The sequence below is a fragment of the Streptomyces sp. NPDC047014 genome (genome assembly GCF_040644195.1).
Classification (GTDB): domain Bacteria; phylum Actinomycetota; class Actinomycetes; order Streptomycetales; family Streptomycetaceae; genus Streptomyces.
On record NZ_JBEYVX010000103.1, the window covers coordinates 1 to 20119 of the forward strand.

Sequence of the window (20119 nt, forward strand, 5' to 3'; positions counted from 1 at the left end):
CGGACGCCGCCGCACCTGCTGCCTGGGACGCCGCGCCCGCCGCCGCCCGGGACGCCGCCGCACCTGCTGCCCTGGGCCCCGCCGCCCCGGACGCCGCCGCGCCCGCCGCCCCGGACGGCACGGGCCCTGCCGCCCCGGACACCGCCGCGCCTGCCGCCTCGGACGCCGCCGCACCTGCTGCCCGATACGCCGCCGCCCCCGCCGTCCCGGGCCCCGCCCCCGCCGTCCCGGACGCCGCCGTACCGCCCGGGACCGCCGGGGAACTCGCCGCACGCGACCACGGATTCCCCTGGGCCGCCTGGCTGCACGCCCTGGGCCCCGTACCCGCCGCCACCCGGCTGCGCATCCGGCCCGCCGGCTACCTCCCCGCCCTCGAACACTGGTGGTCCACCACCCCGCTGGAATCCCTCCGCCTCTGGCTGGCCTGGCGCTACATCCACGAGATGGCCCCCTTCGGCCCCCGCCGGATGTTCAGCGAGCACTTCAGCTTCTACTGGCGCGACCTCACCGGAGTCCGCCGCCCCTGGCCCCGCCGCCTGCGCGCCACCGCCTTCGTCCAGACCGCCGCCGGCGACCTCGTCGGCGCCCGCTACCTGCGCACCCACCTCGACCCGCACACCCTCCGGGCCGCCACCGCCCTGGCCGGCCGGCTCACCACCGCCTTCCACGACCGCCTGGCCGCCGCCGACTGGCACAGCCCCGCCGGCCGCACCGCGGACCTCACCCTGCTGGCCGGCCTGCGCATCGACCTCGGCGGCCCCGCCCCCGCCCCCGGCGCCCCCACCCCCGCCCCGCTGGCCACCGACCCCGCCGACCTGATCGGCAACGTCCGCCGCGGCCGCGCCCGCCACCTCGCCCACCAGCTCGGCCGCCTCACCACCCCGCCCGACCCCGCCGAATGGCGCGTCCTGCCGCAGGCCGTCACCGCCTACTACCGCCACGGCACCCACCAGGTCGTCGTCCCCGCCGGACTCCTGCGCCCCCCGGTCTTCACCGCCGGAGCCGACCCCGCCCGCGACCACGCCCTCCTCGGCGCGATCATCTGCCACGAGATGGCCCACGCCCTCGTCCGCGCCTGGCGCACCGGCCCCGACCACGCCGCCTTCCACCGCCGCACCGCCGCCCTGGTCACCCAGTACGACCACTACACCCCCGACGGCCCCGACAGCCCCCACGTCGACGGCACCCGCACCCTCGACGAGAACATCGCCGACATCACCGGCCTGACCATCGCCCAGGCCGCCTTCGACGCCCACCTCGCCGCCCACGCCGTCACCGGCCCCGCCCGCCTGCGCGCACTGCGCCGCTTCTTCGTCCTGTGGGCCACCCTGTGGCGCGGCAAACGCACCCCCGAACGCACCCGCGAACGCCTGCGCAACGACACCCACGCACCCCCACGATTCCGCTGCAACGGAGTCCTCGGCCACATCCCCGGCTTCTACGAAGCCTTCGCCGTCGGCCAGGACGACCACCTGTACATCCGGCCCGCCGACCGGTTCACACTGCTGACGCCCAGGAGCACGTGAGATGAGCGACCAGGTACTCGAACGGGGCGGACAGCGCACCCTCGACATCGACCCCGGCCGGCTGCTGCGCCGCATCGCCGAACTCGCCCGCATCGGCGCCGACCCGGCCACCGGAGGCATCACCCGCGAAGGCTTCTCCGCCGCCGACCGCGCCGGCCGCGCCTACCTCATGGACCAGGCCCGCACCGCCGGCCTGACCCCCGCCGTCGACGCCGCCGGCAACATCGTCATCCGCGCCCGCCCGCCCGGCTCCGACACCCCCGACAGCGCCGAGCGGCAGGTGCTCATGATGGGCTCCCACCTCGACACCGTCGTCAACGGCGGCCGCCTCGACGGCGCCTACGGCGTCCTGGCCGCCCTCGAAGTCCTCCAGACCCTCACCGACTCCGGCCGCGACACCGCCTGCGAGCCGGTGGCCGTCGCCTTCGCCAACGAGGAAGGCGCCCTCTTCCCCCAGCCGTTCTGGGGATCCATGGCCGTCGCCGGACGCCTGGCCGCACTGCCCCGCGAACCCGCCGACCACCACCAGCGGCCCCTGCGCGAAGCCCTGCGCCTGGCCGGCGGCGACCTCGACGCCCTCGGCAGCGTCTGCTGGCCCGCCGGCTCCATCGCCGCCTACCTCGAACTCCACATCGAGCAGGGCCCCGTACTGGAACGCAGCGGCAGCCGCATCGGCGTCGTCGAGGCCATCACCGGCCGCACCGTCCTCACCCTCGACATCCGCGGCAGCGCCGGCCACTGCGGCACCAGCCCCATGACCGGCCGCCACGACGCCCTCACCGCCGCCGCCCGCGTCGTCCTGGCCACCGAGCACCTGGCCGCCGAACGCCGCCTGTGCCGGGTCGCCACCGTCGGCCGCCTCGACGCCCACCCCAACACCCCCAACACCATCGCCGGCGCCGTCCGCCTGACCGTCGACCTCCGCGACACCGACATCTGGCGCCTCACCGGCGCCGAACAGGCCCTGCGCCGCATGCTCCGCACCGTCGAGACGGCCACCGGCACCCGCATCGAGGTGACCGCCGAGACCCGCTCCGACCCCGTCCGCGCCGACCTGCGGCTGCGCGCCGCCGTCGCACACGCCGCCGACGCCCTGGACCTCACCCACGAGGCCCTGCCCAGCGGAGCCGGCCACGACGCCCAGGTCGTCGCCGACCTCGCCCCCATCGGCATGATCTTCGTCCCCAGCCTCGGCGGCATCAGCCACGTCCCCGAGGAGGACAGCCGCCCCGAGGACCTCGTCGCCGGCGCCCGCGTCCTGCTGCGCACCGCCCTGGACGTCGCCGACGGCACCGTCCTGTAAACCCGTACCCCCTGCGGCCCACCCACCCCGGGGCCGCCCGCCCGCGAACCGGACCGAGGAGCCAGGACCCATGACGACGCCACTGACCAGCAGCGAACGAATCGCCGTGTTCTGCGGCGCCCGCCCCGGAACCCGCCCCGACCACGTCGCCCTCGCCCACGACTTCGGCTACGCCCTCGCCCGCCGCGGCCGCGACCTCGTCTACGGCGCCGGGGGAGTGGGCGTGATGGGAGCCGTCGCCGACGGCGTCCTGGCCGGCGGCGGCACCGTCACCGGCGTCCTGCCCCGCACCCTCCACGACCGCGAACGCGCCGACCGGGCCCGCGGCGAGATCTTCGTCGTCGCCTCCATGCACCAGCGCAAAGCCCTCATGTACCGGCTCTCCACCGGCTTCGCCGTCCTGCCCGGCGGCATCGGCACCCTGGACGAACTCATGGAGGTCGCCACCTGGAACCAGCTCTCCCTGATGACCAAACCCCTCGTGGTCGTCAACCACCGCGGCTTCTACGACCCCATGCTCGCCATGCTCGACCACCTCGTCGGCGAAGGCTTCCTCACCGCCCGCGAACGCGGCGCCGTCCGCAGCGCCGAGACCACCGAAGACGCCCTGGACCTGCTGGCCGCACCGGGAGCGGCCGTCCTGGCCCCGGTGTGAGAACAGGCCCGCCGGCCGGCCCGGCCGCCCGCTCAGTCGGGACCGGCGGGCAGATAGCCGCGCTGCACGGCATGCACACCGGCCTGGAAACGGCTGGCGGCGTCCAGCGCGTCCATCAGACCGGAGGCGATCCGCCGCGCCGTGCGCGGCGACACCCCCAGCCGGGTCCCGATCGCCTCATCGGTATGCCCCTGCGCGAGCAGCCGCAGCGCCTCCGCCTGCTGCCGGTTCAGCGCCCCCGGCGCCGGACGGCCGCACGCCTCCAGCGGCTCCGCCGACTCCCACACACTCTCGAACAGCACATGCAAGGTGGCCACCATCCCCTGCGAGGTCAGCTCCACCGCCCCGGCCGCCGTATTGCCCGCGTCAGCGGCGATCACCGCCGCCCGGCGGTCGTAGATGATCAGCCGGTTCGGCAGCGACGGCATCGTCCGCACCTGACAGCCCCGCTCCGACAGCCAGTGCGCGTACTCCATGGTGTCCGGGCAGCTGCGGATCGAATCCAGATACACCGTCCGCATCTGCACCCCCCGCTCCAGCAGCTGCTGGTTCAGCGGACGGGAGGCATTCATATTGGCCAGGGTCTGCGGACCGCCCGGCGCGAACGTCAGCAGCTCTTCCGCCACCTGACTGCGCAGCACCGCCAGATGGTCACGGATGCAGTCGATGCCCTCGAAGAACCGCACCCCCGCATGGGCCGACCCCTCACCCCGCCCGTCGTACTCCAGGATCAGCTGCGCCGCCGCGGCCCGCCCCGCCTCCAGCCGCTGCTGCTGATGGGCCAGCTCCGCCTGCTGACGCGCCAGCAGGATCTCCATGCCCACCTGCGGGCTCACCGCGTGCATCCGCCCGGAATCCTCCGTCGACGGCCGCACCAGAGCCATCTCGCTCAGCCGGTCCAGCGCACCGCAGACCTCCTCCTCCGGCAGACCGAGCCGGGCGGACAGCTCCGCCACGTCCTGCGGCCCGTCCAGGATTCCCCGGTAGACGGATTCGGCCGCCGTGTCGAGTCCGAGCAGGTCGAGCATCGAGCACCACTCCAGGTCGGGAGAAGAGATGCGTGATTTCGCCGAACATACGGGCCGGTCGGCCCCTGGACAATACGGCGTCGGCCAACGTGTCCGAAACGCCGTCCCCGGGCACAGCCACCCCGAACCGAAGGATCCGCCCCGCCCGATGTACCTCGTACACATCCACCTGTCGGCCCCGCCGGACGGCGGCCGGCTCCCGCGGACCACCGCCGCGGACCTCACCGCACACGCCGAGGACCGTCGAAACCTCCTCCACATCAGTGTGCACCCCGACCCCGAGGACCACCCGGTCGTCGGGGTCTACCTGCGGGCCGCCTCACTCACCGAAGCCGAAGCGGCGGCCGTACGCCTGTGGCAGCGCGCGCAGGCGGACACAGCGCCCCTGGCCGGCTGGACCCTGCTGCGTGCCGAGGTCCCGCTCCTGCCCCACGCTCTGCCGAACACACCACCGGAACAGCCCCTTTGACGATCCGTTGACCGGACCTATGCCTTCCCTTGGGGCGGGTAGGGGACGGGCTGGAGGCGTTCCGGGGCCGGGCCGGGGGCCGTCCGGGGCCGGGCTGGACTGAGTATGCCAAGGCCGGTTTGCCCGCCCCAGGCCCCCTTTCCCCCCGCTCACGGCGGTGAGCAGACTCAAGGACACCACCAGACCCGGCCGTCCGAAGGGCAGGACAACACCATGTCGCCGAAGACCCCCCGCACCCCCCTCCGCGCCGCCGCCGTGGCCGCGGCCCTGGCTCTGGCCACCCTCACCGCGGGCACCGCCCACGCCGACACCCCCGCCTCCACCACCACCCCGCCCACCACCGCCGCGCCCGACCAGCGCCCCAGCCACGACGACCTCGGCTGGCAGTGACCACCGTGGCCCCGCCCACCGCCGACACCGCGGACCGGCTGATCGGCCTCCGCGACCGCCACCTCCACACCCTCCCCGTCGCCCACGTCCCCCTCGACGAGATCGCCGTCGGCTACTCACCCCGCGTGGACGGCGAGGACCCCGACTGGGTACGCACCCTCGCCGAGACCGACACCGAACTCCCGCCCATCCTCGTCCACCGCCCCACCATGACCGTCGTCGACGGCATCCACCGCCTGCGCGCCGCCGCGGCCCGGGGCCGCACCACCATCGCCGTCCGCTACTTCGACGGCCCCCAGGACGAAGCCCGCCTCCTGGCCGTCGCCGCCAACACCGCCCACGGCCACCCCCTCACCCCCGCCGACCGGACCGCCGCCGCCGCACGGATCCTCACCCTCCACCCCCAGTGGTCCGACCGCGCCGTCGCCGCCCTCACCGGCCTCTCCGCCCGCCGCATCGGCCGCCTCCGCAAGGACACCGCCACCGGCGCGACCGCCCTGCGCCGCATCGGCCGCGACGGACGCGTCCGCCCCGTCAGCTCCCACGCCGCACGCGAACACGCCGGCGAACTCCTGCGCGCCCACCCCGGCGCCTCCCTGCGCCGGATCGCCGCCGAGGCGGGACTGGCCCCCGCCACCGTCGCCGACGTACGCGACCGCCTCCGCCGCGGCGAACACCCCGTACCCGGCCACACCGCCCCCGCGACCGCGACCGCGCCGCAGGACCCGCCGCCCCCACCGCCCCTCCAGCTGCCCCTGCCCCCACGCACCACCACCCCCGCACCACCACCGCCCGAACGACTGCTGCGCATCTTCGACGCACTGCGCCGCGACCCCTCCCTGCGCCTGAGCGAATCCGGCCGCAACGTCCTGCGCCTGCTCAGCGCCTGCACCGCCATGACCCAGGACCGCGGGCAGATCGCCGCCGTCCTGCCCGCCCACTGCAAACAGCCCATGGCCCAGCTCGCCCAGGGCTACGCCCGGCTGTGGACCCAGCTCGCGGACGAACTCGCCGCCGGCGAGGACCCGGCCACCCTCACCGCCTGACACCCCCAGCACCCCGTCAACCCATCACCCCAGGAGCCACCATGGAGCCCCACACCCCCCGGCCCATCTCCGGCATCATGGACGCGCTGGTCACCACCACCCGCGACCCGGACGGCGCCCTCGCCCTCCACCTCCTGGTCGGCCCCGCCGACCGCCCCCAGGAATGCGACCACCTCGAAGTCACCCTCGACCCCGAACACGCCCGCACCCTCCTCGCCACCCCCGCCTCCCACATCCCGTGCCGCGTAGGCGTCTCCTTCAACACCCCCACCCTCCACCTACGATGATGTTCCCCCGGCCCGGACCAGGCCGGGGGAGGCCATGAATGAGCGGGAACACCCCGACGGGGGACACCGGACAGCAGAGCCTGGCATGGGAGCCGGTCACGGTCCCCGGCCCCGAGCCCGACTGGCGGCCCGCCCCCGAATACCAGCTGAACCCCAACCCCACCCAGCAGTACGGGATATGGGACTCCATAGCGCTGATCCACCGGCCGATCGGTGTCCTGCCACCCCCGTTGAAGGCGTACGCCGCACGGCTCGTGCTGGAGGTGGAGCAGAGCTGGGAGGACCGGGGCCGGGTGGACGCCGCCTCCTTCCGCCTCGGCGGCTACTTCCTCGTACTGAGCCAGTTCCCCGACCTCCCGGACACCGGCGTCACCATCTGGCTCGACCGCCGCCACACCGACACCGAGGCCGCCCTCGCCCGCCTCGTCCGCACCATGGACATCCCGGCCGACCACGCACGCGACACCACCTGGTCCCCCCACCCCGCCACCCAGCACGAACCACCCCCACCACCCCCCTCACGCCGCCCCCGCTTCCTGCGCATCCGCCGAAAATAACCAGACCCGGCCCCCCCCCGCCCCGTCTACCGGCGGCCGTGGCCCACACAGGCCGGACACGCAGCGCCCACAGACCACCCGACCGCACCACTCAACTGGCTGTGCAGCAACCGCGCGGTTCCCGTAGACCGGATCCGCAGCGCCGCGCGCGCGGACTGCTCGGTCGCGCTGCTCAATTGGCTGTCCCGCGCCCGTGGTTCCCGTGGACCGGATCCGCGGCTGCGGCGCGCGCAGACCTGCCCGGCCGCGCTGCTCAACTGGCTGTGCCGCGCCCGTGGTTCCCGTGGACCGGATCCGCGGCGCCGCGCGCGCAGACCACCCGGCTGCCGCTGAGCTCAATGGCTTTTGCCGCACTGCGATTCACGTAGGCCGGTTGCGCCCCGCCCCGCGCACAGATTGCCCAACCGCGCCGCTCAACTGGACTCGTCCCAGCCGTGATTGCCGTAGACCGCACACCGCCGGCGGGCGCGCGCAGCCCGCCCGGCCACCCCGGGTCAACGGCCTCTGCCCCGGCTGCGATTCGCGTAGGCCGAGTACGCCGCGCCGCGCGCACAGACCTGCCCGGCCGCGCTGCTCAGCTGGCTGCGCCCGCAGCAGCGGTTCACGCCCGGCCGGATCCGCAGCGCCGCGCACCCGCAGCGCCGCGCACCCGCAGGCCACCCGCCCGCCCCGCGTCAACGGCCCCTGCCGCCAAGGCGGTTCGTACAGGCCAGGTACACCCCCGTCGCCGGCCAGCAGGCGATCAGCAGGGTGAGGGTGATCGCGGCGGCGAGCGGGTCGCGGGCGGTGTCGCGGCGCCAGCCCGGGTGGCGGGACAGCAGGCGGGGCAGCCGGTGGGCGAAGCCCACCGCGCCGCCGAGGTAGACCGCCAGGGCGGCGAGCAGCAGCACGGTCTCCCGTCCGGTGACCGCCGCCCAGGTCTCCTCGCTCACGCCCGGCCGGCCGGATCCTGCGCCTTGACCTCCTCCGGCGACCCCGGCTGCGACGGCACCGCCGCCAGCACCGGCCGCGCCGGCTTGCGCCGACGGCCCGCCCACGCGGCCACCGGCTCGGTGTAGCGGGCCGTGAGCGGCCCGATCACCACGAGGATCAGCACGTACGCGGTCGCCAGCGGCCCCATCGCCGGCTCGATGCCCGCCGCGACCGCCAGCCCGGCGATGACGATGGAGAACTCCCCGCGCGCCACGAGCGTGCCGCCCGCCCGCCAGCGCCCCTTGACCCCGACCCCGGCCCGCTTCGCGGCCCAGTACCCGGTGGCGATCTTCGTACCGGCGGTGACGAGTGCCAGGGCCAGCGCGGGCAGCAGCACCGGCGGGATGCTCGCCGGATCCGTGTGCAGCCCGAAGAAGACGAAGAACACCGCCGCGAACAGATCCCGCAGCGGGCTCAGCAGCGTATGCGTCCCCTCCGCGACCTCACCCGACAGCGCGATCCCGACGAGGAACGCCCCCACCGCCGCCGACACCTGGAGCTGCTGGGCGATCCCCGCCACCAGCAGCGTCAGCCCCAGCACCACCAGCAGCAGCTTCTCCGGGTCGTCACTGGAGACGAACCGCGAGATGTGGCGTCCGTAGCGGACCGCGACGAACAGCACCGCCCCGGCGACCCCGAGCGCGATCGCCAGCGTCGCACTGCCGGCGGCGAGACTGACCCCGGCCAGCAGCGCGGTGATGATCGGCAGGTACACCGCCATCGCCAGGTCCTCCAGGACCAGGATCGACAGGATCACCGGCGTCTCGCGGTTGCCGACCCGCCCCAGGTCACCCATGACCTTCGCGATGACCCCGGAGGAGGAGATCCAGGTGACCCCCGCCAGGACCACCGCCGCCACCGGCCCCCAGCCCATCAGCAGCGCGGCCACCGCCCCCGGCACGGCGTTCAGGCCGAAGTCGACCAGCCCCGCCGGGTACTGCGTCCTCAGGTTGGAGACCAGGTCACTGGCCGTGTACTCCAGCCCCAGCATCAGCAGCAGCAGGATGACGCCGATCTCCGCGCCGATCGCCACGAACTCCTCACTGGCGGGCAGCGGAAGGATCCCGCCGGTGCCGAAGGCGAGCCCGGCCAGCAGATACAGAGGGATGGGGGAGAACTTCAGCCGCCCGGCGACCCGGCCCAGCAGCCCCAGGCCCAGGATGATCGCGCCGAACTCGATCAGGAAGAGCGCGGAATGCACAGGCGTCACTCCCGTCCCAGTATCGCCGCGGCCGCGTCGACACCCTCACGGGTCCCGATCACGATCAGCGTGTCCCCGCCCGCCAGCCGGAAGTCCGGCGCCGGCGACGGCCGGGCCTCGGCCCGCCGCAGCACCGCCACCACCGACACCCCCGTCTCGGTCCGCATCCGCGTCTCACCCAGCACCCGCCCGTTCCACAGCGAACGCCCCGACAGCTCGATCCGCTCCGCCACCAGCCCCAGATCGGTGGTGTGCAGCAGCCCCGGACTGTGATGCGCCGGCAGCAGCGCATCGACCAGCGAAGCCGCCTCCACCGCCGCCAGCCGCAACGACTGCGCACAGGCACCGGGCTCGGCGGCCCGGTACAGGTTCACCGTCCGCGACCCGTCATGGTGCGCCACCACGGACAGATGCCGGTGTTCGCGGGTGGTGAGGTCGTACTGGACCCCGATGCCGGGCAGTGGCGTGGTGCTCATCCGTGGAGCAGGCACAGCTGTCCCCCTCGTAACTCGTTCCCCTACATCACGCCGACGCGACGGGCCACCCGATCCAGGACAGGACAAAACCGCTGCTCGGCGGCCCCATCGTGCCACTTTTCCGCTCTCCGAAATATGGGTGCCACCACGGATGGACACCCCCCACCCGAACCCGCAAAAATCCCCAGAGCCCCCTTTCCACCCGCACCTCAACCCCTCTGCGACCGCCCCGCTGCCCCCCACGGCTCTGTCCGAAAAGCCCCCAACACACCCCGCCCAACCGAACTCCCTGGCCGCCCCCACCCAAACCCACCGCGACACTCCTTCTCCCGATCGCCGCACCCCGGCCCGCCGCAAGGCCCTTCCTGCCCCTGGGTGCCTGCGCATCCGCCCCACGGCGAAGCGCCTTCCGCCCCGGTCCCTTGCACACCCGGTCCGCGGCATGGCCCCTCCCGCCCCCGGGCCGCCGCGCCCCGGCCCGCCGCAGTGCCCTCCGACCGCCCGGGCTGCCTGCATACCCGGCCCGCTGAGACGTCCTCCTGCTACCCAGACCTTCCGGTCCCGTACGCACCCGACTCGCAGGGACCGTCCGGCAAGAGCGGCCGACCACCCCACCCTGCCGGGCCCCGCCCGACGGCCTGTTCCCGACACCGTTCGCCAACGCTGGGCAAGTCCTTCGACACGCCCCGCTGGGCCCGCCCCGCCGGAACCAGTGCTACGTCGACGGACTGACCGGCCCCACCGGGGTGGCCCCAACCCCTACGACGCGCCGCCCTCAGAGGCACCCTGCTCCGATGACGGCGGCGGGGGCGGGGCCGGGGACGAAAGCCGGCCCTGCCCGGTCGGTTCCGCAGGGGCGGCGGCAACCACTCCCAGGACGCCGACCAACTGCGCGAGCACGGTGGACGCGGCGTACCGCCGCTCCGGCTGCGAGGACCAGACAGCGGGCAGCACCACGCCGACGAACGTACACAGGAAAGCCAGGGACAGCAGAAGGACGGGCAGGTGCGCGTTGAGCCAGGACACGGATTCTCCTCCAGCCGACGGGCGGGGTCGCGAACTGCAGGAATCATTGCGGCCCGAGGCCCCCCGAGAGAGCGCGTGGGAAGAGTCCGAAAGAGCCGGGCAATCGGCGCAGCTCAGGCTCTACGCTGCGGGAGATCACGCGAAAGAACGCGGAAGGGCAGGGGGCATGCGGGGTGGGGGAGTCATCCGGGTCGATCACGGACTTCTGCAGGCTGCTCCAGCGTCTGGTCCGCGGCTGCGGGATCCCGCAGAGTCAACTCGCCAGAGCCCTGAACCGCAGTGAGCCAGCGGTCTCCGCGCTCCTCAACGCGAAGCGCTCCACACCCCCGGCATGGGACGAAGTGCTCGCCGTGGTCGAACACTGCCGTTCCAAGACCGGTCCGCAGCCGCCCCCTGGCCTGACTTTCGACCCCGGGTGGTGGCGTATCCGACTTGCCGAGGTCGAAGCCAACGCGGAGAAGAGAGCCACATCGCCACCGCGTCCCCCCACGCGCCCCGCCCCGCGGGCCGAAGCCGTCGCCCATGACTTCACGAGCGCCGTGGAAGTGCTTGCCGGCGGCCGCAAGGCTCTCAAAGGGCTGGCCGCAGAACTCCTGACGCCCCTGAGGCTGAGCGGAGGCACCGGCAGGGACCTGCACGAAGTCTTCGAGGGGTTCCCCGACCGGGTCCGAGCCAGCCACGGCACCACCCGAACCGCACTGCTGTGTGCCGCGGACCTGGTCATCCTCGTGACGGCGTTCTGCGAGGCCGTCGCCGAGTCCGGCATCGCCTACGCATCCGAAATCCGGCCCCACCAGGGAAACCTCGCCACCGACATTGTCATCGACCTCGAACGCGTCACTCTCGGATCGACCCGCGCCGGCTTCCCTTCCCGCGTGCGCACGGACATCGAGCCCGCCTACTCCTACGCGGCCGACCTGGTACACGCCGAGGGAAACACGCATGGCACAAAACCGGAAGACCTGGCCCGCACGGCATGGCGCCGCTACGAAATACTGCTCGACCGCGTGATCTGGGACTGCCCCGAACTCCGGCTGACCTCCCATACCGAAGACCCGCCCGAGATCACCGATACCTCCCCAGCCACCAGACCCACAAAGACTTCACTCACCGCGCTCGCGCAGCTGTTCCACCAGTTCGCCCCCACCGGAATCGCTGCCGACCACCACAGACGACAACTACGCGCCCCCATTGCCGCAAGTGAACACAGCGGGCCCCGCGTACCCCTCCTCGAAGCCGGCTACATCGATCCCGCCTTCCGAATCGCCGACCAGACGTCCGGGCATACCCTGTCCCACGACGAATGGTGGGGCGAACAGCCGCTGCGCGAAGACCTCGCAGAATTCCTCGCCGCCTACCTGCTCGCCGAACACGCGACACACCACCCCCTGCTCATCCTGGGACACCCCGGCAGCGGCAAGTCACTGCTCACCAAGCTGATCGCCGCACGGCTGCCGGCCTCGGAGTTCTTCTGCCACCGAGTGGAACTGCGCCACCTGCCCGCAGACCTGCACATCCAGCAGCAACTCGAAGAAGCCCTGCTCCGGTCCACCGGCCGACACACACCCTGGGCCGATGTCGCAGACGCCAACAGCGGCGTCGTACGCGTCATCCTGATCGACGGATTCGACGAACTGCTGCAAGCCGCCTCGGATTCCGCACACAGAGAGCCGCACTTCGACTACTTGCACCGCCTCCAGGAATTCCAGCAGCGCGAGCACGACCAGGGCCGCCCCACCATCGCCCTCGTCACCAGCCGCACCGTCGTCGCCGACCAGACCGGAATCCCCCAAGGAACCACCGTCCTCCGCCTGGAGCCGTTCGACGACGACCGCATCGACCAATGGCTCACGACATGGAACGCCACCAACCGCAGCTACTTCCACATCCGCGGCCTCCACCCGCTCAGCCCGGACGTGATGCGACCGCACCGCAGCCTCGCCCGCCAGCCCCTGCTGCTCCTGATGCTCGCCCTGTACGACGGAGCCGAGAACGCCCTCTTCCACCACCAAGGCAAGGGCGTCGACCGACTGAGCCTCTACGAACGCCTCCTCGCCGAATTCGTCCGCCGGCAAGTCGCCAAACACCAGGCCATGCAGCCGGCCCACAGCGAAGCCCACCAGGTCGAGCGCGAACTCCAGCGCCTGTCCGTCATCGCGATCGGCATGTTCAACCGGCGCAAGCAGAGCCTCACCGCCCAAGAGGCCCACGACGACCTCACCCAACTACAGGGCCCCCAAGACCTCCAGCCCACACCCCTGCTCTTCGGCCGCTTCTTCTTCATCCACGAAGCCCAGGCACTCCACACCGGTACAGAACTACGCTCCTACGAATTCCTCCACGCCACCTTCGGCGAATACCTTCTCGCCCACCTCATCACCGACGAACTCCACCACCTCCTCATCGCCGGAACCACCGACGACGGACGGCTGTACGCCTACCTCTCCCACGTCCCCCTCAGCGACCGCATCGAAGCCCTCGACAACATACGAGAACTGCTCGCCCCACTCCCACCCGAACACCGCAGCCAACTCGTCCACCTGCTCGGACGCATGATCCGCACAGTCCGACACGGCACACCCCACCGGACAGATCTCCCGTACCGGCCAACCGCTCCCCACGGCCCCCAGCAGGAAGCGCTCTACACCGCCAACCTGCTGCTCCTGGCCGCCCAAGCCGACAACCGCCTCCGCATGTCGCAGCTCCTCGGTGGGGACACCCCCCTGGACCTATGGCGCCGACACACCCACCTGTGGCGCTCGCAACTCAGCGACAGTTCCTGGAGCGCCCTCGTCTCGGCCCTCAGCATCCACCGCCCCACCGAGCCGGCCGACAGGGACCTCAGCATCCGGCCCCCCGGCACGCCGGCCCCCCTCGACCCCGCATGGGCCCTGAACCTCACCACCCCCGCCGAGACACCGGGCACGGTGCACAGCACAGAGGAACAACCGCTTGCGGCCCGACTGCACGCAGAGGCAGCCTTCACCTGGGAACCCGACCTCCAGCGCCTCCTGCACGCCACAGCACCCCTCCTTCACCACCTCCCGAACGCCTTCAACATCCACCGCACCCACCCCGACCACCGCAGCACCTCCGCCGCCCACGCCCTCATCAACCTGATGTGACTCCCGCCCGCCCACGCCGCACAGCCAGAGCACTACACCGACCTGCTCCCCCTGCTGAAGGCCCTCCAAGGCGGCGATCGCTCATCCGCCGCCGACATCGTGGCGCGCCACCTGCGGGACAACGCCACCGACCTCCCGCCGCAGACCGCCATCGCCCTCATAGAAGGACTGACATCACCTCACATCACCCGATCAGGAGGCGTCAGCGCCCGCACCTGGCTGACCCTCACCGAAGCCCTGACACGGCTCGCCGCACGCCGCGACATCCCACACGACCAACTCCGCCTGATCACACGGCGCTTCCGACTCCAAGCACCGGCCCTCCACAACGACGGATCGGCCGAGTTACGACTGCGGAACCTCCTTGCCGAAGCCCAGACCACCCACCTGTGGCACGGCGCACACCGCGGCGACGCCCAGACAACCCTCGACACCGCCATGACCTTCCTCAAGCAGATACCCGCCGACCGGCAACCACCTCCCTTAGTGATCGGACTGCTCCGCCTCGCACGCGACCTCGCCGCCTCCGACTGGCTGACCGAACACGCCGAACACCTCCTGCTGACACTGGACACCGACGGCTTGCAGCACCTGCGCCCCACCGACATCGACTGGCTGCGCACCTGCGTCGACAACCGAGACCTGACAGCCCACATGGACCACATCGAAGCCACCTGGCGGACGGACCGAAACGTCGACCCGTCGTACAGGACAAGCACAGCGGGGTCGGCGGGAGGAGCCAATGGCCCCGGATCCCCATCTCGCTGACCTGCGCAATGTCACAACTCTCCCGATTCCACGCTCTGTCGCTCCGCACGTAGCTCACGGCAACGGCAACGCGAAGGGAAGCAGGGTGGATCCGGTTATGGCAGGAGCGGCGGTGACCGTTCTCGTCAGCTTGGTGAGTGGCGCAGTGAAGATCGCACATCGCTGGTCGAAAGCACAGGTGGAACTCGCGCGCATCGCAGACGAGGGGATCACCGCGAGAGTCCGGTATGCGGCGCCGCGGGGAGCGATCCACGAGTCCGCCGGAAACCGCCGTCTCCGGTTCGCTCCCGAGCCCCACGGGATCGGAGGTGGGTGTGATGGAGGATGCCGCCAGCCCTGAACTGCTCGTCGCAGAGACTCCCGACGTGCGGACGTCGGAAGCATCAGCCGTGGCGCTACCGGGCCGCGAGCTGGCAGAGGCGCTGCACCACGAGCAGTACCCCGCGCTCGTCCGCTTCCTGCTCTTCGCCGGAGCGTCCTGGCAGGAAGCCCAGGACGCCGCGCAGGATGCGTTCACGAAAATGTGCACGCCAGGCCTGACCATCAGCCGCCCCAAGGCATGGCTGCGTACCGTCGCCTGGCGGTCCTGGGTCACTCAGAAGATCCGGCCGGAAGACGCATGCGCGGAACTCCCCGAACCCGAGCCAAGCCTGCGCTGGCACACGCCGGCACAGGCAGCCGAGGTCGGTGAGGAAGCCCGGAAGGTGATGGCACACCTCCTCAAACTGCCCTCCAAGCAACGCGCCGCCCTGGCATGGAACCTGGACGGCTTCACCACCGAAGAGAGCGCACGGGCCATGGGCACCACTCAGGCGGCCGTGCGCCAGAACCTGTCACGCGCACGGGCGGCGCTGAAGGCGGAACTTCAGCTCCACAGCGCGTACCAGGGCGACACACCTGGGGGAAAATCATGAGCGGCGATGCGATCAGGAGCAGCGCCGGCACACACACCGGCACCCTGGAATCCATGCTGGTCTCAGCGCACCGCGACGTCGGCAGGGCGGTCAGCGACCGGTTGGCCGCGCAGGGAGGCGCTCCTGAGCTCCGGGACCCCGACGCGGCCCTCGCGCGCTTGCTCTGGTCAGCGCATCAGGATGTCGGCACCGCAGTGGCGGAGCGCCTGAGCCGCGGAACGACCGAGGCCGATGCACAGCACCCCCCCTCGGCGGCGCTGCTCCCGCCGCACGGACCGCTCGCCGGCCGCCTCGCCTCCGTACGATTGAAGTACCGACGGGAAGCGCTGCAACTCGCTGGTATCTACTGGCCCATCGATCTGACCATGACGATCCGCGGAGCGCTCTCGATCGTCGAATCGCTCACCCGCCTCCTGGAAGTCGACGAACTCCTGCCCGAGATCTCCCGCTTCACCGCGGAGCTGGAGCGGCAGCTCGCCCAGATCGACCTCCCCGCCCCTCAGGACCGCCGCCGACCGGACCAGACCGGCGCCGACTACATCACCGAGGTCGAACTACTCCTCGAATCCCAGAGCGGTCCCCTCCTGCACGACCTGCACAACGCCCAGCAACTGCTCGGAGGCGAGCTCGCAGCCCTCCTCCACGCGGCCGACCCCGAAGCAGACTTCCTGCTGGGGGCGGACACCGTCGCACAAGACCTCGTCGATGACCTTGAACAGGCACACGGAAAGGCTCAGGCTCTCCGCATCGCCGTGGCTGCCGTGGAGAGGGCAAGCAATGATTTCGTCGGCGAAGATCTCAGCCAGGCCAACCTCCACCACATCCCACTCGCAGGCGTCCGCTGGGACGCTGCGACCCTGTGGCCCAAGGAATGGGAAGACCTCATCCGCCGAGCATCCATGCCGGCCAGCGGAGAAGAAGGAGTACTCGTCGTCGCCACAGAACCACACCGCAGCGCCGTCACAGCCGACGCGTAGCGACCGTGCCGCCCGCAGAGCACGGACCATGCCATCTGGAGGGCTTGGATGCCTTTGTGGAAGGTGTCTCCGCCTGTCCGTGGTCCGGTCGCCGTGGTCGTCTTCGGTGTGGCTTTGCGGGCCGGTGGGGCTTTCTGGGGCCTTATGCCGAGCATGGCGAGTCGGGTCTGTTGTTCGGTGTTGAGCCGGTCCCAGTTTCTGCGTTGGGTGGCGAGCCATCGTCCGATGTCTTCTCCGTGTCGGGTGACCCCGGGCACGATCGCGGTGAGGTGGGCGCCGTCGGTGAGGAGCTGGGTGAGGTAGGTGTAGTGGCGTTGCCAGTCCACGGTCCATCCCAGCGCGGCGGGGTTCCAGTCGGGGTCGATCGCGGCCAGCGCCGCGGCCCGCCGTGCGGCGCGTACGGGGTCTTTGCCGAGCCCGCCGGGCCGGCGCACGTTCGTGAGCCACTGCCCGATCGCCACGTCCATGATTGCTGCGCCCCTTGGCGCCGCGAGGGTTCCGTGGAGCTCGTAGTAGGCGCGTGCCGCGCCGAGGTTGGCTGCGAAGGCGGCGTCGGCGGTGTTCCACACGACCCCCAGCCCCTCCAGCTCGGCCGCGCGCTCGCCGGTCATGGTCCCGGCCCGGTAGGCGCGCCGCTGGTCGGACAGCCACCGGCCGAGCGGGAACGCCCCCGCGGTCTCGACGTGCTCGTACGGCACCTCCAGGTCCCCTTCGCGCTGCTGGTACCGGTGCGCGGCCTCGGCTCCCCGACGCCAGTCCTGCCGCTCGGTGCTGATCACCTGGTAGCTGATCCACTTCGCGATGAGCGCCGGGTCCCGCGGGGTTGCGAAGCGGAGCAGCAGCCGCGACTCCTCCTCACCCTCCTCCGGCACCCGGCCGACCGGCCGGGACGGGTCCACGATCCTTTTCTGATTTGCCTGAGGAATAGCCAGAATTTCCACAGCCTTTTCGTCATGCGCCCGCAATCCCGCCAAAACCCGCACCAGCGGGCGGTATGAATTCGACGAAAGCATGTCCTCCGGCTTTTCACCCTCCCGCAGGAACACGGGCACGATCAGGGTGGCCATCTTTCCTTCACCGGGTTTTTGCCGCAATGCCCGTCCGATCGCCTGGACGATATCGACTGCCGACCCCTTCGGATCGATCAGAGCCACGCTGTCCGTCGCCCGGATATCAACGCCTTCGCCCAGGACCCGGCAGTTCGAGAGCACGGCCCGCCCGGCCCTGCGCCCGAAGTCCGCGAGTACCGCCTGCCGGTGGGAGCCTTCGTGTTCCCCGCACAGCCAGCCGGCCCACACCCGCTCGGGATGCCGCTCGGGGTCGACGGCGTGCAGCCGCGCGGCGACCCGTTCCAGCCCCGCGGCGAAGGCATCCGCTTCCACGGTTCGGTGGTGGAACGTGATGGTGGTCTGGAGCCCGTGCTCGGCCATGGTCTCCAGCAGTGCGGTCTGGGTCGCCGCGAGCCGTTGCCCCCGCAGTTGCTCCTCGTACCGCTCTTCGCTGTTCAGCCGCTGCGGAGTAACGACGGGGTCGGTGAGTTCCGCCACCACGATCTGATACTTCGCCAAAAGCCCCCGGGAAATAGCCGAAGCAAGCGACAGCTCATAAACAACAGGCCCGAATACCGCCGTATCGTCCATCGAGCACGCGAGACCCTTCGGCAGCCGGTCCCACCGCGGCCGCGCCACCCACACCCGCCCCTCCGCCTCGGCCTCCTCACGCTCCCGACGTTCTTCCTCCACGGCGAGCCGGCGGGCCTCCTCCTGCTCCCGTTCCTGCGCCCGGGACCGCGGCGCCCGCTCCATCCAGACCCTTGGCGGTCATGTAGAGCCGGCGCATCGCCGGGATCACCTCCTGGCGGTGGACGTTCGCCCACGCCTTCCCCGCCGACCCCGACGTACGGTGCGCCTCGTCGACAATCACCAGGTCGAAGACATCCATCGGCAGCCCGTACGCGCCCTCATGAGCCTCGGCGATGACCGGCAGCGACGCGTACGTCGCGTACACCGTGACGGGCCCGCGCCCGTGCCACAGCCCGAGCTGGGGCGCCGACGTCGTGGTCCGGACGTCGGGCTGCCACAGCTGCGGATCGTCCTCCAGCGAACACACCGCGACAGCCGGCCCGGTATGCCCGGCCAGCCGCCACTCCCGCACCGTCTGCGTCAGCAGATCGAGCGTCGGCAGCAGCACCAGGACCCGCCCGTGTCGCGCCAGCCGGAGTGCCGCCGCAGCGGCGATGAACGTCTTCCCGGTTCCGCACGCGGCCACGACCGTAGCCCGAAGCCCCGCCTCCGGAATCCGCTTCCCCGGCGGGATATCCAGCCCCCGGACAATGGCCTCCACCGCCTCCTCCTGATGAGGACGCAGCACAATGTCACCGGACTTCTGCACTCGGCACTCCACGGAACTCGAAGCGGAGGGTCGGACCCGCCGGGGGAGGGGGTGACTATGTTCTCGGGATCCTACACACCTACACACATCACATCGGGTGTGATGCACACAGAATACTGTACCGCGGCTAGGCTGACGCAGTCCCGAGGAACTGAGACCCCGGACCTTGCCCTGCCGACCGCCGGTCGACAGGGTGCGAATTATGAGGAGGGGCGGACATGACCGGGAACGAGTCGATCGAGCCATCGGTGCAGCACATGCGATGGAGACTCGGCGGAGCCGGCTGGGCCAGTTGGCTGTGGTCAGTGGAAGAGGAGCAGCTGCGCGTCGCCGCCTCGTACGCAATGCAGCCCCAGGCCCTGGGCGACTTCATGACTGGCGTCCGCGATCTCCTGCTGGGATGCAGCGCGACCTTCGTGACGCTGTTCGACGAGCCGAACGGGACGAGAGTCTTCTTCAACCAGGACGGCGAAGAAGTCTTTGTACAAGTCGTGAGCTACCCCTGCCTGTGGGAGCCAGCAGACTGGTGGACAGACGCGAAGCTCGTGTGGGCCGGGAGAGTCTCCACACACGAGTTCGTGAATGCCTTCATACGCATGGTGGAGGAGCTGCTGTCGGAGCACGGCACGGACGGATACAGCCGGAACTGGTGTCACGCCTTCCCCGCCGAAGAGTGGGCATCACTTCGAGCCGCGTACAACCTCCCCAACCATCCGCCACCGCAGGCAGCCCGCGCAAGCGGGCCCAAGACCTGAAGGCGAAGCCGGAAGGTCCAGGGGTGGGAGCGTCAGCGGACACCCCAACGGGCCGTAGGCCCGTCGATTCCGCCGCTTGCGGCGGAATCTGGTGACGCGTCAACGTCACCGCCCCGGCGTAAGCCGGGGGAATTTGGCGAAGCGTCAGCGGAGCCTGCCCGGAGTCCCGCTCCAGCGTCATGGCGTCGCGGAAGCCGAACAGCTTCTCCCGCAGGGTGATCAGGATCCGCCCGTCGGGGTCCTTGAGCTCCAG

The 20119-nt window shown here is 71.4% G+C and carries 18 protein-coding genes and 1 pseudogene; 12 read left to right on the plus strand and 7 right to left on the minus strand.

The genetic code is table 11. The features are described from left to right. From ABZ873_RS30555 to ABZ873_RS30565, 3 genes are all read left to right on the plus strand, one after another. Window positions 1-1526, plus strand: a 1526-nt coding sequence (locus tag ABZ873_RS30555; RefSeq protein ID WP_360878824.1) for a M13 family metallopeptidase, incomplete at its 5' end; no start/stop codon positions are given. Between the two features lies 1 nt (window position 1527). Next, on the plus strand, window positions 1528-2829 hold the full coding sequence (locus ABZ873_RS30560) for a Zn-dependent hydrolase (RefSeq protein ID WP_360878826.1): 1302 nt from the start codon (window positions 1528-1530) through the stop codon (window positions 2827-2829). 70 nt (window positions 2830-2899) lie between these two features. Continuing rightward, a complete protein-coding gene (locus tag ABZ873_RS30565; RefSeq protein WP_360878829.1) occupies window positions 2900-3484 on the plus strand; it encodes a TIGR00730 family Rossman fold protein in 585 nt (194 codons plus the stop codon). 32 nt (window positions 3485-3516) lie between these two features. On the opposite strand, the gene ABZ873_RS30570 is transcribed toward ABZ873_RS30565, so the two are convergent. Continuing rightward, window positions 3517-4512, minus strand: a complete 996-nt coding sequence (locus tag ABZ873_RS30570; protein ID WP_360878831.1) for a helix-turn-helix domain-containing protein — start codon at window positions 4510-4512, stop codon at window positions 3517-3519. 148 nt (window positions 4513-4660) lie between these two features. Here ABZ873_RS30570 and ABZ873_RS30575 point away from each other — a divergent pair, with 148 nt between their 5' ends. From ABZ873_RS30575 to ABZ873_RS30595, 5 genes are all read left to right on the plus strand, one after another. Then, entirely contained in the window at window positions 4661-4981 is a 321-nt protein-coding gene (locus ABZ873_RS30575; protein ID WP_360878834.1) for a hypothetical protein, read from the plus strand. 213 nt (window positions 4982-5194) lie between these two features. Further along, on the plus strand, window positions 5195-5371 hold the full coding sequence (locus tag ABZ873_RS30580) for a hypothetical protein (RefSeq protein WP_360878837.1): 177 nt from the start codon (window positions 5195-5197) through the stop codon (window positions 5369-5371). Next, window positions 5368-6417: a hypothetical protein gene (locus ABZ873_RS30585; protein WP_360878839.1), complete on the plus strand. Its 1050-nt coding sequence runs from the start codon at window positions 5368-5370 to the stop codon at window positions 6415-6417. Before ABZ873_RS30580 ends, ABZ873_RS30585 begins: the two co-directional genes overlap by 4 nt. Window positions 6418-6458: 41 nt before the next feature. Beyond that, window positions 6459-6704 (plus strand): hypothetical protein, encoded by a 246-nt coding sequence (locus ABZ873_RS30590; RefSeq protein WP_360878842.1) that lies wholly within the window; start codon window positions 6459-6461, stop codon window positions 6702-6704. A 38-nt stretch (window positions 6705-6742) separates the two neighbouring features. Next, window positions 6743-7261 carry a hypothetical protein gene (locus ABZ873_RS30595; RefSeq protein ID WP_360878845.1) on the plus strand — a complete coding sequence of 173 codons (519 nt, stop codon included), beginning with the start codon at window positions 6743-6745 and terminating at the stop codon, window positions 7259-7261. Between the two features lie 674 nt (window positions 7262-7935). Here the strand turns inward: ABZ873_RS30595 and ABZ873_RS30600 are convergent. The 4 genes from ABZ873_RS30600 to ABZ873_RS30615 all read right to left on the minus strand — a co-directional run bounded on the left by ABZ873_RS30600 (window position 7936) and on the right by ABZ873_RS30615 (window position 10936). Further along, a complete protein-coding gene (locus ABZ873_RS30600; RefSeq protein WP_360878846.1) occupies window positions 7936-8193 on the minus strand; it encodes a hypothetical protein in 258 nt (85 codons plus the stop codon). After that, window positions 8190-9434, minus strand: coding sequence for a cation:proton antiporter (locus ABZ873_RS30605; protein ID WP_360878862.1), 1245 nt, complete (start codon window positions 9432-9434; stop codon window positions 8190-8192). Before ABZ873_RS30605 ends, ABZ873_RS30600 begins: the two co-directional genes overlap by 4 nt. A gap of 5 nt (window positions 9435-9439) precedes the next feature. After that, window positions 9440-9910, minus strand: a complete 471-nt coding sequence (locus tag ABZ873_RS30610; protein ID WP_360878848.1) for a TrkA C-terminal domain-containing protein — start codon at window positions 9908-9910, stop codon at window positions 9440-9442. Between the two features lie 759 nt (window positions 9911-10669). Further along, complete coding sequence (locus ABZ873_RS30615) at window positions 10670-10936, minus strand: hypothetical protein (protein ID WP_360878850.1); 267 nt, start codon at window positions 10934-10936, stop codon at window positions 10670-10672. Between the two features lie 539 nt (window positions 10937-11475). Between ABZ873_RS30615 and ABZ873_RS30620 the strand changes: the two genes are divergently transcribed. From ABZ873_RS30620 to ABZ873_RS30630, 3 genes are all read left to right on the plus strand, one after another. Then, on the plus strand, window positions 11476-14061 hold the full coding sequence (locus tag ABZ873_RS30620; protein ID WP_360878851.1) for an NACHT domain-containing protein: 2586 nt from the start codon (window positions 11476-11478) through the stop codon (window positions 14059-14061). Between the two features lie 99 nt (window positions 14062-14160). After that, window positions 14161-14829, plus strand: coding sequence for a hypothetical protein (locus ABZ873_RS30625; protein WP_360878854.1), 669 nt, complete (start codon window positions 14161-14163; stop codon window positions 14827-14829). 317 nt (window positions 14830-15146) lie between these two features. Next, complete coding sequence (locus tag ABZ873_RS30630) at window positions 15147-15743, plus strand: RNA polymerase sigma factor (protein ID WP_360878857.1); 597 nt, start codon at window positions 15147-15149, stop codon at window positions 15741-15743. Between the two features lie 733 nt (window positions 15744-16476). Here ABZ873_RS30630 and ABZ873_RS30635 read toward each other — a convergent pair. Both ABZ873_RS30635 and ABZ873_RS30640 read right to left on the minus strand, forming a co-directional pair. Beyond that, entirely contained in the window at window positions 16477-18525 is a 2049-nt protein-coding gene (locus ABZ873_RS30635; RefSeq protein WP_360878865.1) for a Helicase associated domain protein, read from the minus strand. After that, window positions 18511-19042, minus strand: a pseudogene (locus tag ABZ873_RS30640) (DEAD/DEAH box helicase family protein); the annotation flags it as partial. The pseudogene ABZ873_RS30640 and the gene ABZ873_RS30635, both read right to left, overlap by 15 nt. A gap of 287 nt (window positions 19043-19329) precedes the next feature. Between ABZ873_RS30640 and ABZ873_RS30645 the strand changes: the two are divergent. Next, a complete protein-coding gene (locus ABZ873_RS30645; protein WP_360878859.1) occupies window positions 19330-19866 on the plus strand; it encodes a hypothetical protein in 537 nt (178 codons plus the stop codon). Window positions 19867-20119: the final 253 nt, after the last annotated feature.

Excerpts from the sequence above, each read along its gene's own strand:
- ABZ873_RS30560 (WP_360878826.1), top strand. The coding sequence starts at position 1,528 with ATGAGCGACCAGGTACTCGAACGGGGCGGACAGCGCACCCTCGACATC.
- ABZ873_RS30565 (WP_360878829.1), top strand. The coding sequence starts at position 2,900 with ATGACGACGCCACTGACCAGCAGCGAACGAATCGCCGTGTTCTGCGGC.
- ABZ873_RS30580 (WP_360878837.1), top strand. The coding sequence starts at position 5,195 with ATGTCGCCGAAGACCCCCCGCACCCCCCTCCGCGCCGCCGCCGTGGCC.
- ABZ873_RS30635 (WP_360878865.1), bottom strand. The coding sequence starts at position 18,525 with ATGGAGCGGGCGCCGCGGTCCCGGGCGCAGGAACGGGAGCAGGAGGAG.
- ABZ873_RS30610 (WP_360878848.1), bottom strand. The coding sequence starts at position 9,910 with ATGAGCACCACGCCACTGCCCGGCATCGGGGTCCAGTACGACCTCACC.
- ABZ873_RS30575 (WP_360878834.1), top strand. The coding sequence starts at position 4,661 with ATGTACCTCGTACACATCCACCTGTCGGCCCCGCCGGACGGCGGCCGG.
- ABZ873_RS30630 (WP_360878857.1), top strand. The coding sequence starts at position 15,147 with ATGGAGGATGCCGCCAGCCCTGAACTGCTCGTCGCAGAGACTCCCGAC.
- ABZ873_RS30645 (WP_360878859.1), top strand. The coding sequence starts at position 19,330 with ATGACCGGGAACGAGTCGATCGAGCCATCGGTGCAGCACATGCGATGG.
- ABZ873_RS30595 (WP_360878845.1), top strand. The coding sequence starts at position 6,743 with ATGAGCGGGAACACCCCGACGGGGGACACCGGACAGCAGAGCCTGGCA.
- ABZ873_RS30590 (WP_360878842.1), top strand. The coding sequence starts at position 6,459 with ATGGAGCCCCACACCCCCCGGCCCATCTCCGGCATCATGGACGCGCTG.
- ABZ873_RS30570 (WP_360878831.1), bottom strand. The coding sequence starts at position 4,512 with ATGCTCGACCTGCTCGGACTCGACACGGCGGCCGAATCCGTCTACCGG.